This is a genomic window from Lachnospiraceae bacterium JLR.KK002 (assembly GCA_036941025.1).
In the GTDB taxonomy this organism is placed as follows: domain Bacteria; phylum Bacillota; class Clostridia; order Lachnospirales; family Lachnospiraceae; genus Petralouisia.
This window is the reverse complement of record JAYMNP010000001.1, coordinates 25,784-42,234: the sequence shown is the minus strand read 5'-3', so window position 1 is coordinate 42,234 and position 16,451 is coordinate 25,784. Positions and strand designations below refer to the sequence as shown.

16 protein-coding genes and 1 pseudogene are annotated in these 16,451 nt (G+C 38.2%); 2 read left to right on the top strand and 15 right to left on the bottom strand.

Features of this window, described 5'->3' with window-relative positions; genetic code table 11:
- Positions 1-175 precede the first annotated feature (175 nt).
- Genes VSQ32_00200 through VSQ32_00180 form a run of 5 tightly spaced genes read right to left on the bottom strand, consistent with a single transcriptional unit; the run spans position 176 to position 4,337 of the window.
- Positions 176-568, bottom strand: coding sequence for an HTH domain-containing protein (locus VSQ32_00200; protein MEH2941318.1), 393 nt, complete (start codon positions 566-568; stop codon positions 176-178).
- Between the two features lie 13 nt (positions 569-581).
- Positions 582-1,550, bottom strand: a complete 969-nt coding sequence (locus tag VSQ32_00195; GenBank protein MEH2941317.1) for an ArdC-like ssDNA-binding domain-containing protein — start codon at positions 1,548-1,550, stop codon at positions 582-584.
- Positions 1,495-1,659, bottom strand: a complete 165-nt coding sequence (locus VSQ32_00190) for a hypothetical protein (GenBank protein ID MEH2941316.1) — start codon at positions 1,657-1,659, stop codon at positions 1,495-1,497. The genes VSQ32_00195 and VSQ32_00190 overlap by 56 nt, the downstream gene beginning before the upstream one ends.
- Positions 1,656-2,630 carry a DUF5688 family protein gene (locus VSQ32_00185; GenBank protein MEH2941315.1) on the bottom strand — a complete coding sequence of 325 codons (975 nt, stop codon included), beginning with the start codon at positions 2,628-2,630 and terminating at the stop codon, positions 1,656-1,658. The genes VSQ32_00190 and VSQ32_00185 overlap by 4 nt, the downstream gene beginning before the upstream one ends.
- A 33-nt stretch (positions 2,631-2,663) precedes the next feature.
- The gene (locus VSQ32_00180; protein ID MEH2941314.1) at positions 2,664-4,337 is read right to left on the bottom strand and encodes a type IV secretory system conjugative DNA transfer family protein; all 1,674 of its coding nucleotides are present in this window, start codon (positions 4,335-4,337) and stop codon (positions 2,664-2,666) included.
- Between the two features lie 440 nt (positions 4,338-4,777).
- Here VSQ32_00180 and mobC point away from each other — a divergent pair, with 440 nt between their 5' ends.
- Together mobC and VSQ32_00170 are read left to right on the top strand one after the other, a co-directional pair.
- Positions 4,778-5,095, top strand: coding sequence for a plasmid mobilization relaxosome protein MobC (mobC, locus tag VSQ32_00175; protein ID MEH2941313.1), 318 nt, complete (start codon positions 4,778-4,780; stop codon positions 5,093-5,095).
- Complete coding sequence (locus VSQ32_00170) at positions 5,053-5,901, top strand: relaxase/mobilization nuclease domain-containing protein (GenBank protein MEH2941312.1); 849 nt, start codon at positions 5,053-5,055, stop codon at positions 5,899-5,901. Before mobC ends, VSQ32_00170 begins: the two co-directional genes overlap by 43 nt.
- A 59-nt stretch (positions 5,902-5,960) precedes the next feature.
- Here VSQ32_00170 and VSQ32_00165 read toward each other — a convergent pair whose 3' ends face one another.
- The 10 genes and pseudogenes from VSQ32_00165 to csm4 form a co-directional block, all read right to left on the bottom strand.
- On the bottom strand, positions 5,961-6,410 hold the full coding sequence (locus VSQ32_00165; protein MEH2941311.1) for a hypothetical protein: 450 nt from the start codon (positions 6,408-6,410) through the stop codon (positions 5,961-5,963).
- Between the two features lie 98 nt (positions 6,411-6,508).
- On the bottom strand, positions 6,509-8,038 hold the full coding sequence (locus VSQ32_00160; protein MEH2941310.1) for a recombinase family protein: 1,530 nt from the start codon (positions 8,036-8,038) through the stop codon (positions 6,509-6,511).
- A 59-nt stretch (positions 8,039-8,097) separates the two neighbouring features.
- Positions 8,098-8,850, bottom strand: a complete 753-nt coding sequence (locus tag VSQ32_00155) for a Fic family protein (protein MEH2941309.1) — start codon at positions 8,848-8,850, stop codon at positions 8,098-8,100.
- Positions 8,851-8,952: 102 nt separating this feature from the next.
- Positions 8,953-9,447, bottom strand: a complete 495-nt coding sequence (locus VSQ32_00150; protein ID MEH2941308.1) for a restriction endonuclease subunit S — start codon at positions 9,445-9,447, stop codon at positions 8,953-8,955.
- Positions 9,448-9,591: 144 nt separating this feature from the next.
- Positions 9,592-10,624: pseudogene (locus VSQ32_00145) on the bottom strand (N-6 DNA methylase).
- A gap of 46 nt (positions 10,625-10,670) precedes the next feature.
- Entirely contained in the window at positions 10,671-11,963 is a 1,293-nt protein-coding gene (locus VSQ32_00140; protein MEH2941307.1) for a hypothetical protein, read from the bottom strand.
- Between the two features lie 11 nt (positions 11,964-11,974).
- The gene (cas2, locus tag VSQ32_00135; GenBank protein MEH2941306.1) at positions 11,975-12,289 is read right to left on the bottom strand and encodes a CRISPR-associated endonuclease Cas2; all 315 of its coding nucleotides are present in this window, start codon (positions 12,287-12,289) and stop codon (positions 11,975-11,977) included.
- A gap of 43 nt (positions 12,290-12,332) precedes the next feature.
- Positions 12,333-12,932, bottom strand: a complete 600-nt coding sequence (gene cas1 / locus VSQ32_00130; GenBank protein MEH2941305.1) for a CRISPR-associated endonuclease Cas1 — start codon at positions 12,930-12,932, stop codon at positions 12,333-12,335.
- Positions 12,933-14,400: 1,468 nt separating this feature from the next.
- Positions 14,401-15,519 carry a type III-A CRISPR-associated RAMP protein Csm5 gene (csm5, locus tag VSQ32_00125; GenBank protein MEH2941304.1) on the bottom strand — a complete coding sequence of 373 codons (1,119 nt, stop codon included), beginning with the start codon at positions 15,517-15,519 and terminating at the stop codon, positions 14,401-14,403.
- Positions 15,516-16,451 (bottom strand): type III-A CRISPR-associated RAMP protein Csm4, encoded by a 936-nt coding sequence (gene csm4 / locus VSQ32_00120; protein MEH2941303.1) that lies wholly within the window; start codon positions 16,449-16,451, stop codon positions 15,516-15,518. Before csm4 ends, csm5 begins: the two co-directional genes overlap by 4 nt.

Below are 16,451 nucleotides of genomic sequence, written 5' to 3'. Positions count from 1 at the left end.
CTCCCAACATTTCCTTTGTGAATTTTCAGTTTCTTAGAAAGCTAATCAACAAATTCTGTTAATTAATTTCATTATAAAGCGTATAAAAATTCTTGTCAAGAAGATTAAAAATGAGACAGATGAACAATGTATTTTCTGTCATAAAAGGGATTGGCTTTTGATTCAGGGCCTTTTATCAAAAGATTGTTTTGCTGTTTTCATTAAAATTTCCATCTACTGAATGCTTTTTTATCCTTCTGGATATGGTAGACTCTGATACCTCAAACAGTTCTCCAATTTTTTCATTGGATAAATTTTTCTGTTTCTTTAAGAGATAGACAGAACCACAGGCAACAGGCTTACCCTTATATTCAAGCTGTTTCATTTTTGCGCCTGCATTCCTGCAATTTCCTTTCTGCACACTTAACAGTGGGATTTCTTTGTCATCCCATGAGGATTCAAAATAGTCATACTTATCAGATGATTTAATTCTATTTGTATAAATTCCTGCAATTTTTAACCTGTCCATGAATTTCTGCACAGTATATTCACTTTCTGGATAAATTGCATACATAATTCTTTGTATCATAACTATTCCCCCTTCAATGTCTCATGGATTTTTTATGTAAAGGCTTATCCTGTTTAAGAAAATCAGTATGCTTGTTTTCAGAGATTTCCATACCTTTTTGCTTTGACATTTTTATTCCTTCTAATTTCTCATTTATACCAGTAATAATTATTTGTGCTGTATTTCTAATAGTTTCCATACTTGCTTTTAATTCTTTCAAATCTTTTCCTGAACTCCAACCACTGATATAGCCAAAGGAGTAATCAGAAGTATTTATGCCAAAGTATTCACAAACTGTAAAAGCAACAGATTCTGCTTGTACCTCTTTAGTTTCAATATCAACCTTTGAATCCTTTTCTGTTTCAATATCTCTATCATGTAAAATAGCATGTGCCAGCTCATGTATTCCAGTCTTGCAATGCATGGTTTGTGACATGCCACTATCTATAGCAATATATTTCTCTTTTAAGTCATAATATCCATTGGCAGAACCATCAATTTTCTTAATTTCAACAGGCACAGGAGAAATCTCTTTTATTGCCCTCATGAAATCTGCATACCCTTCCACAGTCCCATCTAACTTATGTGCAATTTCTGGGAGTGGCTCACCCTCTGTAGAACTTATATCAAATACATTCACCATCTTAAATCCCACAAGGATTTTTTCAGTTTTCCCACTCAATGGCTTGTCCCTTCTGGCAGAAATTCTATCATCTTCTTTTCCCTCATCTTCCCTTTTTTTCTTATAAATGATTGGTGCAAGTATCTGAATTGCTTTTTCACCCTTTTTCACCTGTCTGCCAAGGCTTTTCCAGGTGGTGTACCCTGCAACAGTGGTGGCATCTGGTTTTTGCATTGCAATAAGCAATGTATTGTTTAAAGAATATGAAGTGAATTTGCTCATAGTTAAAAGGTAATTCTTATAATTTTCTGATTGAAACAAATCCTCAATCCCCTTTTCCAATTTCTCTGTGATTTCCTTTATCTTTTCCTGCTGTTCCATTCTGCCCACCTCCCCCATATGTCAGTCCCTTACATGTATGCACTGGCTTTATTGCCACATAATTTGAATATAAACTTTTAACTTGCTCATACAACATAACATTCATCATAATTTCCTCCCCTTCCCTGAATCCCTCTTTGCATTGTGTTTTTTAGTTCCTTTATCCTGAAATAACCCCTTGCTGTCACATATAGAAAATGTGAAGCTCTTTGCATTGTACTTATAAACAGAGTTGCTCAAAAAGTCTTCTGCCTTCAAAGCCTGTGAACCCTCATGGACTTCCATAACAATATCCTTTAATGCTTGAGAATCTAATGGCAAATTGGGATTTGCCACCAAGATTTCATGCCTGCTAGATGGAATGATATAGAGTTCATCACAATTTAACTGATTAGCTACTTTCTGCAAAAAAGTATTAGAGAGCATAACAACACTTCCATCAAAATAATTTTCTGTTGTGACAACATAGAAGGGAGTCTGTTGCATTGGGATAATTTCATCCACAACTTCTTTTTCAATTCCATTCTTTAGCATGATTTCCCTCATTACCCCTGTCATTTCTTCACATATAAATTTCTGGTTCTCTGTATTCTTCTTTGCAATCATCAATAATTCTTCTCTTGTCATCTGTAACTTCTGCATGACATTTGTATCAACAAGGAAAGATTCTTTCTCTGAAATGTGCCACCTTATGACTCCTGCCATGTCAAACACATCAATGTGAGGGCATTTCTCCAACAGCTCTTTGTTCCTCTCCTTGTTTATTAAAGAAAATCTGACACAACTTGCAGCATTTTCAACTGTAATTTCAGGCATTGCAGGCTTGTGTGCAAGTGCATATGAAATCTCTTTTGAAAAATATTCAGCCATCTCTGTAACACTAATTCCCCTTTTATATTTCTCATATAATCTGTTAGGATAAATAGTTAAATCCATCCCTTGACTGCCTTCAAATTTCAATGCCATTCCTTCCACAGTTTCATTTGTCAATGTAACCATGTTTGAAACAAAATCAATATTCTGTAAAAACCTCTCTTGTATTTTTTCTTGTAATTCTGTCTTAAATTCTTCATAATTCATAAAACATTCCCCCTCTAACATTTATAACTTTTATTACCATGTCTCTAATTCCTGGTTTCCCCTGACTATTTCATGATACCTTTTTAGAAGTGCTGAATCTTCAAAATATCTAAACTGTTTGATTCTGAAAAACTTGCCATACAAAATCAAAATGACTTCCTTTTTGTCCCTCAAATCTTGAAAATCTGATACTTCCATGATTCTTCTGTACTCATTTGAAATGCTTTCTTTTCCACTGGAACAATGCAGTAGGGAAGACCTGTTATGAGATATTTTTTCTTCTCTGTATTCACCTATTAAATTAGACAGCTCTTTTGCTGTTTCTCCATCTTTGCAGGAAAGTACATATGTAATCTCTGATAAATTCATTAAAGTTCTTGATTCTTCTCTGCTATATATTTTCTGAATTTGTGACATGTCCTGATAAGCCATCAATACAGATACTCCAAGACTTCTGTTCACTGCCAGAAAAGATAAAAGATTCTCCAATTTTCCTAGTCTGGCTAACTCATCCAAAATCAGAACAACAGGCTGTCTCCAATCTTCACCCCTTTTTTCAAGTGTTTGGATAATCTGAAAAGTTATAAGCCTTAAAATATCCTCATTTTCATCCAAAAGGTACATAGGCAGACAGAGAAAAATTGAACTCCCATTATTCAAATCTTCTGGATTGGCTTTCAATGGATTATCCCTTAATTGATACCTAACATCAGAATTTAAGAAAATATTCAAATGCTCTTGTAAAGTCAATTCAATATCCTGCATGGCCTCACTATCCTTTTCATCATATTTTTTCAATCCATTGTAAACCAGACTTCCTTCTGGACAATATTCTTTATCTTGCAGAACTTCCTTTATATGCTCCCCTACATCCTTTGATATGATTTTTGTAATTCCATCAATGAATCCCAGTCCCCTGTTAAACCAATATAATAGTAAGAATTTACAGATTGTTCTTGCATTATTGACAAAAAACTTGTCCTTAGGATTTGAACTTGTTATTAAGGCTCTGGAAATTCCATCAAAAACCCTCATTTTTTCATCATCTGTTGTATCTTCATTCAAAGAAAAATAAACATCCCATCCTGCTTTGCTCCTGTCAGTAAAATCAACAACCTTCACATTTTTATTTTCACTCAAATCCACACTTTTACTTGCTAACTCTGGCTTTATATCCAAGCAAAAAACAGGAGTTGGTTCTTTTTTCATAAAATTGTTAAGTAAGAAATTTGTTAGAAACACAGACTTTCCAGAGCCAGGACTTCCAAGCACAACTGCTGAAACTCCATCTTTCTGACCTTTCTTTCCAACAGGTAGGCACACAAACTTTCTTCCTTGTTTTCCTAAGATTATTCCCTCTGGCTTTTTTTTAAGAAGGTTATCATCCTTCCCAACTTTTCTATACATTGCTTGTTTTTTAGAATCTGAAATAGAAGTAACATTTTTCTTAAATGTTAGGTTTGGAGTAAACTCTTTTTTCCCTTTTGAAAGGTAATCATAGAAATTAGATAACATAACAAAAAATGGTGCAATCAGTCCCCCTATGGCAATCCCTGTTATGTTTTCTCTGTCAAGAGTAAACTCCTGCATTCTCATTGTTTGTATAAAATACAAGAGTAGTCCAGATAAAGAAATCCCAAAAGGGTAGCTCCACAATCCTAAAAAGTTGATGATATTTTTCAAGTGCATTCTCTCACATCCTTTCATTTTACCTTCACAATTAAAAATGATATTTTTGTGAAAATAGAGCAGGAAGGGAAGCACAAACCTCAATCATTTTAATCATAGATTTTTCTCCACCATGCAGCCATTCAAAAGAATATTGCAGTACATTTTTAACAAAATGTATCTGCAAATTCCTTCTTCATTGCTGCACAATCCATCCTTCATAATTAAATGTGCATTCCAACTCTCTCCCTTCAAATTTAATTCTGAACCTTAACAGTGCAGGATGGATTGTATGGCAAGATTCCAAAATTGCTGTCGCATTTTTGAACTTGCAAGTGGGGATTCCCCCTTGACCCCCTTTTTCAGTGTGGCTCCGCCACACAAATTTTCTGGCTATAATTTTAAATTATTGCTGTCAGATAAAATTTCATTTTATTGTTACAATCTATTATTCAAGTCAAAAAGGGTGGTGATAATTTATGATTCAAAGAACAAGGAAAATGACATTCAGATTATCAGAAGAAGAATATGAAATCATAAAAGGAAAAGTAAAAGAGTCTGGAATTTCCCAACAGCAATTTTTATTAAAAACAGCACTAGAAAAAGAAGTTATACACATCAAAGAATTTCAAACACTGATATTCCATATAAAGAAAATTGGAATTAACATAAACCAGATAACCAGACATTGTAATGAAACAGGAAATGTTACTGAAGGAGAAATTTCAGAAGTAAGAAAGGGGATGGAAAAAATATGGCAATTATTAAAGCAATCAAAAATTCACATTCAGACATAAAGCACATTATCAATTATGTAACCAGAAAAGAAAAAACCATAGGGAAAAAGTTATGTTCTGGTTTTAACTGCTCCATAGACACAGCAGTTACAGAAATGAATATGACAAAGGAATTATATGGAAAAACAGGGGGAAGAACTTATAAGCACTTTGTCCAATCCTTTTCACCAGATGAAAAAATCACAGCACAGCAGGCATATCAAATAGCAAAAGAATTTACTGAATCCTGCCCCCTCTTTTCAGATTTTGAAGTTGTGTACTCTACCCATGTTGACAAACATCACATACATACTCATTTTGTTGTTAATAGTGTGAGTTTTCTTAATGGACATAAATTCTCTATGTCAAAGAAAGACTTAGAAGATATGAAAAAACTTAACAATAAGCTATGTTTAGAGCATGGACTTTCAGTTTGTGAATTGGCAAAAAAGAAGTCCTTTGATGGACAAGAGAGAAAAGGGCTTGTGACAGATAACATGGATAAATACCAGTTCCTTAAAAAAGCACAAGAGGGAAAAGTAAAATCTTTTGTCCAAGACACAGCAGTTGCAGTTTTTAACTCAATGAAAGAATCTTTATCAAAGGATGATTTTATCAAATCTATGGAACAGAAAGGATATGCTGTTGTCTGGAAAGACACCCATAAATATATAGTTTTTATCAATCAAGATGGAAAAAAAGTAAGAAACTCCAACCTTCAAAAAACTTATAACATGAAAGTGGGAAAAGAAGAATTGCTTGAATTTTTTAAAGAAAAATCCCTTTACAAAGAGAAAAAACACACTGCCAGACATAGAAGAAGATAGAGAAGAAGGAAGGGGAAAGCAGAGGAAAAATCCTCTGCTTTCTTGTTCCTGACAACAATTTATTTTTTATCATACACATAAATTCTGTTTGATTTTTGGAAATCTCCTAATACCTCCTTAGCGTATGGAAACCATGTTTCATATTCTCTGTCAGAAATTCCCACTGCCTGATAATCATTATAAAATTCTGCAAAATCCAATACCTGATATACCATAGGTTCTGCAAGGTATTTATATCCATATTCACAAAAAATCCTATGTATAAATATCCCTTTTTCTTTCCACAGCTCATTTATAATGATTTTTGCCACAAGAACAGCATTATCAGGCTCTCCATATCCTGTTAATAATTGCAGGGCATTCAGTGAAGCACCAATCTGCTCATATAACCTTAATTCTCCATTTTCTAAATCATCCACAATAATAAACTTTTCTTCTGTCTTAACTTTAACTGGATGGCTCTTAATTCTCATTAACTGCATATTATTTAACTGTATTCTTTCCAACATTTTCAATACCTCACTTTCTAATTTTGAAACCATTTTCTAATTCTAAAATGAGATATTTCTTCTTGGAAAAAAACTATTGGAAATTCTACCTAAAATTTTTACCCTTTCCATTCAATATTGACACTGCCATCTTTATAGACATAAATCCTATCAACTAAAACCCTTAAAATCATTTGCTTTCTTTCAATATCCAAATCTGAATAATTAAATACTAAAGTGCCATCTTCATCAAAAATACTTCTAAGAATTTCTATGTCTCCCCCTGTTGCCAGCCTAAGACCTATAATATCATCTTTTCTGTCAGTCTTTAATTTTAATTGTTTCTCCTTGATTTTCACAATCAGACTGTCAATTTCTACTTTAACTCTTTCAGCAATGTTATCACTGAATTTTGCAAGCTCCATCAGCTTTTCCAATTCCTTTTCCAATTTAGCTATTTCCTTTTGTTCCTGTCTCATTTTATATGTTTTCTTTATTTGAGTTTCATTTAAATTTTCAAGGTATTTCTGTACTTGTGTAGCAACATTATCCTGCACAGTTTCCAGTTTGATACCCTTAAAAGAAACTGAACAGATTTTTTTCTGGCTTCTCCCTGTACATGTCAATGTGGGATATGTCTGCATTTTAACTGCTGAACCACACTCAGCACATTTTAATAAACCAGACAGTTCTTTTAAATTATGGTTTGGTGTGTTGTTGGAAGCAACAGCAGCATTTTGTTCTATGCGTTCTTGTACTGCAATGAAAGTCCTACTGTTAATCACAGGTTTAATGTTTGTAATATACACAACTATCCCTTCCAAGTTTTCATTCCTTAAAGACCTGTTCTTTTTTCCCACAATAGCTGCTGAAAAACTTCCATCCCACTGTTGAAGGGGATTAACAAATTCAATCAGTTTCTTTTGGTAATATTCTGCTAAAAGGTTATCTGCACTGCAATAAACAGGGTTTGTCAGTATGTGTCCTATGGTAGTTCTGCTGAATCCTTTGCTTGATTGGTGTCCTTTTATTCCCTTTTCAATGAGTTGTTTTTGTATCATCCCAAGAGAAATATTAAGGCTTTCAGCATAGGTTTTGAACATCCATTTCACAACCTCAATTTCTTCTGGAACAGGAATCAGGGTTGTCTTTCCATCCCTCTTTCCATTTTTAAATCCAAAAGGTGCCTTCCCAGAAGCCCATCTTCCATCCCTGATACGGTAATTATAATTATCTTTTATTCTTGTCTGGATATTCTCTCTTTCCATTTGGGCAAAAACAACAAGAATACCCATCATTGCCCTTCCCATAGAAGTGGTTGTGTCAAATTTTTCATCCCAACTGATAAACTCACAATCATGCAGTTGCATAATTCCATACAAATTATAAAAATCTATAATGTTCCTACTAATTCTGTCAAGCTTGTAAACTACAACTTTCTGTATAATTCCTGATTCTATGTCTTTAATCATTTTTTGAACTTGTGGTCTTTCTGTATTTTTTCCACTGTAACCTTTGTCTTTATAAACTTTAAAATTTGCTGAACAGAGTTTTTTACATTCCTCTATTTGAGCTTCAATAGAAACACTGTCTTTCTTATCTATTGACTGCCTAACGTAAATTGCATCATACCTTAAATATTTTGCCATAAAAAAACCTCCAACTTGTTTAATATTCAAGTCAAAGGTTATTGTATCATTTACAGAGTTTAAGCACAACACAAATCTTTGACTTGTGTTAATAGTTTATCCTGAAATGGATGAATACGTTCAAACACGTAATGGAAACGAATGATGTCGTTAATTGTGACAGCAGTTTTGGCTTCATATTCAGAAAGCAGAACTTTCATGTGTGAAACAACCTCTTTCGGCTTTGCAGTTTCATGGCCTCCAACCACATTGGCTCTTTTCTTGTAATCCCCAACTGCAAACCACGCAAGCGAAGAATCCTTTGTACTTTGCTTCAAAATGCGGTGAAATTCCTTGATGATATCTTCGGTAAGTGGTTCTTCTGCCATATCAATACAAAAGTCGACAGCGCGAAAATGATTGACGGTTTCGATAATGTCATCCACAGGTATACCTTCTCCGATATCTATTGTGTTTGTTTCAAAAATCAGCCTGGTCTGATCTTCACTGAGCCTGCTACCCTCTATGTGATTGGAATTATATGTCATCCGTACCTGAAGCTCATGGTACAGCCCCCCAGGCATACGAATGTTTTTTTCATCTCTAAGCATTTGAAGCAAACTGTTATCCGAAATGGTCTGGCATAGTTCATCTGCAGAACAACCGAAAAAAACAGCCATTTTTTCAAGAACATGATCAGCGATTTTCTCTCCACGCCCGATTTTTGCCACTGTACGTGAAGAAATCCCAAGCTCCTTAGACAGTGCGGTTTTCGTCAGACCTTTTTCATTTAGTTTTTGCAACAGATTGGAATATGAAATCGTGGTGTTCACCTTCTTTCTTTACTTATTATACCCTGAAAGGCTAAAAAGTAAAGGTTCCTTTGTAAAAAAGTAAAGGGAAAGACAGTCAAACACTCTGTAAAGTATTATAATTCAACAGCTTATAACAAAACTGTACTCCGCCTTTTTCCTCATAAACCGGGATTTTACAAGTTCATCCAGCTTCTTTTCCGCCAATTTGACTTCATCTATCAATTTGAAAACTCTGTCCAACTTCCCCACTATCTCTTTCTGTTCTCTCAAATCATACAATTTAAATGGAATTTCTCCCAAATCTGAAAATTTCAGATTATTCCTTACACTTCCGGTAGCCATATTTACAATATACTGCTTTGCAACATCACTTTTTAAATAATAAAGCAAATATTGCTGATTCACTTTTTCTTTCACTTTAAAGACCACGTAAAGCGGACTTACAATCACTTTTTCTTCTTTCCGTTGCCAGTCAATGGAACCTGCATTTATTCTTGATGGATTATATGCAAAAAAACCATATGGGACTACCTTATAATTACGCCTGTCCTTACTCGCAACTTCTTTACTAAAATATCCGGTGCAAAATCCTTCTTCATTCGTAACACTATACACCGGAATATTCCGGTCATCTTTATTTTTTCAGAATATTCTTCTATATAATCTCCCAGCTTAACAATTTTCACTCCAACATCCCCTCCAGCTCATCAATCCCTTTTGAAATCTCCTTCTGAAGTTCCTTAATCTCCGCAAGTATTTGTTTTCCACCAGTTCTTTTCGAATGGATTTGTGAGCTTTGCTGCTTCCAAACAAAACGCCGTCAGGTACAATACAGGCACATCTGCCTCCTGTCTTCAATAATCGGAGAAACAATGCCAGAAACAGCAGTTCTGTTTTCTTCGTATTTGTCACTGCCTTCAAATCGTCATTGATACTTTCCGCATCCACTGTCCCTTTGAACGGGGGATTTGCCAGGCATATGGTATACTTTCCGCTAATCTGATTCTGTTTGGATACGCTGTCTTTATACCCAATTTCCGGGTTGGTAATGGAATGCAGCATCAGGTTCATGGCCGAAATTCTCAGCATGGTATAATCCGTATCAAATCCGGTAAATGCCGCACCGGTAAAATGTTCCCATTGCTCGCCTGTCATGGTTTCTTCATAGTGTTCCCTGATATACTGAGCGGCAAACACCAGAAATCCTGCTGTACCGCAGGCGGGGTCTACAATAATATCATCCGGCGTGGGCGCCAGCAATTTCACCATCATTTCCCGTATTTGCCTGGGTGTTCTAAACTGCCCGTTCTGTCCGGCAACAGATAATTTCAACAGCATGTACTCGTACAAATCTCCCTGCATGTCCAGGTCCGCAATATCATGTTCATATAAATCGTCCAGGCCCGTAACAATCTTTTGCAGTACCTGAGGCGTAGGTATCAAAAATGCCGCACCTTCCATATATCTGGCAAATGCTGTACTGTCGTCTTCCCTCTGCCCTTCCTCATCCGAAATCTCCATTAATTCCCCTGTTTCGCTGTAATCCGGCAGTCTGCCATATTTCATTTTCTTGATTGCCGGAAATACTCTCTGAGAGATGATATCAAATATTTCACGGGAATCCTTTTCTTTTAATCTACTCCAGCGCGTTCTCAAATTCTTTTTCATCCAGGGAGCGAAGAAACATCAGATAGGTAAGCTGTTCAATCACTGTCAGAGGATTCATAATTCCGCCTGCCCAGATATCCGTCCAGATTTTGTCAATTTTGTTCTTAATTATGCCTGTAACCATGAAATCCTCCATTTTATAATAGGATTTACCATCATTTTCCATAAAATCACAGTAATTCCCACAACTGCTCATTCATCCTGTCATAGATTTTCCTGTTTTCTGCTGAAATATCAAGTCCTGCATATTTTCCCAGTTCAAACAGCATGTCCATGATTTGTTCCGGCTCAAATTTTGTTCTGCTTTTGATCCATTCTTTCGTAACGCCCACTATTTCATGTGCCGCCAGATTTCGGACTTCCCGCTCCACCGTCCGAATGTTTTTCATCAATTCCAGCACATGAACTTCCTTACACTTCTGCTCCATAATTTTTAAAATCACAAGAGAAGAAATATTTGTATGGTTTCCCCATCTGCTCTGGGGTTTTATGTTTCTCTCCTTCATCTTATCCAAAGAAACCAGAAAAGCTCCTTCTTTATTTTTTGTCCCGATATCCTCAAACCGCAATCCGCAGTATTTTTTCAATACTTTTTCTGACAGAGAAAAAAAGATGGGCGTTACATCCCGGATAAAGTCCATATATTGTTTTTTCCAGAGTTTTGTCTGCATGGACAAAAGATATTCGTACTCTTTCATCTCCCTGTCCTGCACCACAGGAAACCAGTGGGATACGTTACATTTTCTCCGCATTCCATTGACAAATTTCAGATTCAGCCGGTTACGCTCAATTGCAATGGCAAGGCAGTCCATAAACTGTTCGGAAGGCTGCACAGATAAGGTATTTGCCATCATTCTTGCCGCTTCATAATCGTAAACTTTCAGATATTTATGGATATTTTCTTTGCGGATTCGGTCCAGAAGATATTTTGCATCGGATATACTGCAGCGATTTTCAAACCCTTCTTTCCGGTCTTCATTGCATTCCCACTGAATTTCCAGATTATAATCATCTTTGTCCTCATGATGGTCGTTGCTGGCTTTCCTGGGCGTTGACACCTGAATGGCCTGAATATTGTTCCAGAGCATGGAAATAATCTGCAGAGAACACTTCATTGCCGGGGTTCCGGAAGAAACATTCAAATATAATTTGTCCGGCCTGTCCTGCTCTCTGATTGTGCTGATAATCCTTTCAAAGGAATTGATAAACGCATCAAAAATCTGAACGTTTTCCATGGTTTCATCACGGATGACTTCAATCTCACAGTTCCAGCCGGTTTCCTGTTCCAGGAAACGAACTGCCTGACGGTAACGATCATCCATATCATGGTACTTGCACATTTCTTTTGACAGATATAAATATAATTTATCCGGATGGAATACTCTGCATATGTGCAGCATTCCCCCGTCTGCACAGTTTGAAATGGGGTCTGTACTGCCAATGGCGCTGAATAATACTTTCATTTTCTTTCTCCTCAAATTACAATGATATCTTCTGTTTCAATATCCATATTTTTTCCAAAAGCTGTTACCTGTCCGCTGCCAATTATTTTATACACTTTCACGCTGTCACAGTCATCCACATAATTCGGTATTTCCCGCAGTAGTTTCTGGTACTTTCTTTTGGGAATCCTTGCCTCAAAGGCTGATTTCTGAACACGGAATCCGTAGCCCTGAAGATATTTCGCCAGCTTTATCCTGCGTTTATTGTCTGTAATATCATAAATAATCAAAACAAATACTTCATCTCTTGCTGCTTTTTCATCAATTTCAAAAAAATAATTTTCCATTTCGTCTCCTGAAGTCAGTTTCAACCTGCATAAATTTGTCCTCTCATCTCAGCCATATGGGATGATACAGAGAGGCATCCTCATTTTCTATTGCCTTCGTCAATTCATTGATTTGCAGGTCAATTGCCTGACGGAACGTAACTGCATAGTCAATATAATCCAGATATTGGGTTGCTGTCTGCATTTTTTTCTCATACTTTTTCAGAAAAATATTCATTCCTTCTGTTGTCAGATAATAACCGGGTTGATCCCTGTTGTGAAAGAAATGTTCCGTATGTATTTCATGCCCGTTTACCAGGCTCATAACCAGCGAATCCACCAGGGTTGCCCTCCACTCCTCCATCATATCACTGGCCAGCGTGGGGTGTTTCTCCCTGTCACTGTGTATGAATCCAAAATATGGATTATCTTTCACGTCTTTTTCTTCGCTTCGGGCATACCGTCGTAATATGATTTCCTGATTGTGAATTTTGCCGCTGACAATATTTTTCGCCAGTTCCAGAGAAAATTCGGAATCTGCCAGGGCTGCCTGCTTTCTCTGTCTCTGCACATTTATATGATTGGTAGACTGCAATCTGCTAAAGTAAGAACCACCTTTGGAATAATATGAAATATTGATTCCGCGTTTTAAACATTGTACCACGCATTGCATCGTAATTGATATGGGCGCCATTGGAATTCACAAACAGATAACTCATTTCATTCCCCCTTATCTTATATGTATTACAGTATCTCTGCACAATTCTATTGTACCATATATTGAATTGTTCTAAAACAGTTCATTTTAGCGTATTTTATAATTTTTCGTCCCCTTCCGGGGCTTCTTTTTCCTAAATATTACAAGGATTGAGCTTGAGCAGAGATATCCGTAAAGTTTCCGTCCCCTTTCAGGAGCTCCTTTTTCCTAATGAAATTTAAAAATGAATTAAATGACTATGCAACAAGTTTCCGTCCCCTCCCGGGGTCTCCTTATTCCTAATGTCACTAAGAGGCACGACGGGTGCCCTAGAAAATGTTTCCGTCCCCTCCCGGGGTCTCCTTATTCCTAATAAGCATTAGCGGATATTCTGGGAATTGAGTTTCCGTCCCCTTTCGGGGGCTCCTTTTTCCTAATTCGTGCACGGGCTGATTGAACTTGCTTTGGAAGTCGGGTTTCCGTCCCCTTTCGGGGCCTCCTTATTCCTAATGAGGACTGGGAGATTATCGGCTACGAGGAGAATTAAGTTTCCGTCCCCTTCCGGGGTCTCTTTATTCCTGATGCACTAATTCCCTTATATCCAGAATTGGACGGAGGGTTTCCGTCCCCTTCCGGGGTCTCCTTATTCCTAATATTGAAGCGGAGATTAAACTGGAGGAAGAAAAATGTTTCCGTCCCCTTACGGGGTCTCCTTATTCCTAATGTGCGCTTTCCACCGTTGTTTAAAACCGAAACTCCGAGTTTCCGTCCCCTTACGGAGTCTCCTTATTCCTAATAAAGAAGATAACAATATCACGATTGGAAACGGGTTTCCGTCCCCTTCCGGGATCTCTTTATTCCTAATTGACAGATAACCAGTGGAAAGACAACCTCAGAAGTCGTTTCCGTCCCCTTCCGGGGTCTCCTTATTCCTAATGCTTTGATGGAGTCTCCCATCACATCGACATTCTTCAGTTTCCGTCCCCTTCCGGGGTCTCCTTATTCCTAATTATTGGTTTACGAACGATAACGGAGAAAATATTTTGAGTTTCCGTCCCCTTCCGGGGTCTCCTTATTCCTAATTAAGCGCCATGCAGTTTAAAAAGGAGGAAAATTACTATGGTTTCCGTCCCCTTCCGGGGTCTCCTTATTCCTAATAAAGGGGCAGAAAGGAGAGATTTATATGGTAAACAGTTTCCGTCCCCTTCCGGGGTCTCCTTATTCCTAATCCTGTCTCCGCTGCCCCGAAGGGAACATACATTACGTTTCCGTCCCCTTCCGGGGTCTCCTTATTCCTAATACCACCCGCCGCACCCCGGTAAAATCAACACCTCCCGGCGGGGTTTGCGGGGGAAAACTTTTTTCTTCCTTCCATATCTTTTTTTCCTGCCTGATTCAGCCGAAATTCCCTGCCAAATCAGGCAGCGGGGCAAAATCACCGGCATTTTGTAATTTTTGCATGGCACAGACCCATCTGATACCGTTTTCCCTCATAATAAGTTACTTTACAGATATGAGGGGAAACTCCCAGTTTTCTGTCTGAAAAATGTTTATGGTTATCCGGCACTCCCGTTGCCTTAAAAATATTCACGGTTGTCTCCAGCCCCTCTTCTCTGCCAAACAGGGGATACACTTCCGTCTTTGTCACAAATCCGGTTCCGCCTCCTAACCATACCATATCCTGAGACGGCCTGTCCATATCCGGATATTTTTTCAGGAAACACTCGTAATACATCTCTCCGAAATATGTCATTGCTTCTTCCAGGTACTCTTTCGTAATCCCGCATATATCGGAATCAATGGTGAGGCTGGTGCGAATAACAGTTTCCGGCCGCAGTACTTCCCGCAGCACATTTAATTTTTTCTCTTTTCCGTCAGTATGCAATTCTGTCCTCTGGCACAATACCAGATCTTCCATGGACAAAGGCTCGCTGTCACTGACTGTCATACCGGCCATCCTGTCATTTACCGCATGATTCGGAACTTTTTCCAGCCTGTGCAGCGTTCTGTAACATGCCTGTTCCATGGCAGCCGATTCCATTCTGCAGACAGTTCTGTTCTTTCTCTGATTCCTGCTCAGGGCTCCGGAAATATCTCTTTTTACCCCTTTATATTTTCCGGAATCACAGGCAATATCATAGGCCAGCAACATCGTTCTCAGCATTCCCTTGACAGAACTGCCCGGTACATATGGCATTCCATACGCATCTTTTACAAATTCCAGAACTGCCAGCTTACTGCGAGAATCAATCACAGCATCCTGACATCCCAGCCGGTAACGGACACAATTCTGATATTCCTGTCTGGAAACATGATTTTTTTCCAGCCATTTTCCCAAATCATCCCGACTGTTTCCCAGTATAAATTTCTCATATTGAGACATCAGCTTTTTCTGATTTAAAAGCTGACACAGTTTTGCCATATCCATTACCCGTATCTGTTTTTCCCAGGGTGAAAATGCATACTCTTTTTTGCCGATTTCTTTCCCGCTTCCAATATATACCGGCCCTGCCGCTGTCAGTTCCAGCTCATACTGTTCCAGTACTTTTTTCATGAAACCACCTCCAGAAACACAGGTTTGGCATAACGGTACACAGGATGAGAACCTCCGGCGCTGACGTCATAGATATCTCCTTCAAACCGTTTTCCAAAACAGGAGCCCGCCTGCATCACATACAGGTCACGTTTCTTCTGATGTTCCTTAGCATATGTATCAGAAGCCACAAATCCGCTCCGTTTCAGCAGCAGATAGCTGGCCTTCTCCAGAACTTCCTCCAGCTCGTCTTCTTTTGGAAGACACACGGACAAGGCCATTGATACGGAACTCTCCCTGGCCTCCAGACAAGGTTTCAAATCTTCCGGAACCTTTTCCTGTATCAGCCGAAATCTCCCCAGACCGGCAGTTCTCTTTCCGCCGATTCCGGACAGTTCCAGCGATTCCAGACCCGTTTCCAGCAACCGGATATCCTCTCCGGTTTCTCCTCCTGCTATGATATATAATCCGCTTCCGGGGTGAAAATGGTAAATTCCAACCCGATAAGGCATTGTTTCCTCCAGTCCGCGGACTGCCGCGCTGGTTTTCACCTCTCCGTACCCCAGATTTTCCTGAAACCGGTTGAGTTCCTGCATCACATCCAGTTTCCCGGCAATATAATCCTTCAGTCTGTCTGCCGGAATATAAGACAGTTTTTTATATGCCTTTTTCAGCGTGGAATCCCCCTGCTTTTCCTCTGTCTCTATTTTCAGCATGGGCTTTGGAAGATAACAGGTATGTTCCATACAGGGGAAAGCGTCTGTCAGCCGAATCTTTCCTTCCCGCGTCCGGGCAACCAGCCTTTCCAGCTTCTTATGCCCCTGTTTCAGGCACTCCTGGCACAGGGCGGAAAAAAGCGTATCCGCATGAAGGGTAAATCCTCCGTCTTCCAGAGAGTCCTCTCCCAAATGCACTCCCGTGATAAAGTCAAATTTATAAATTCTGTACTCCAT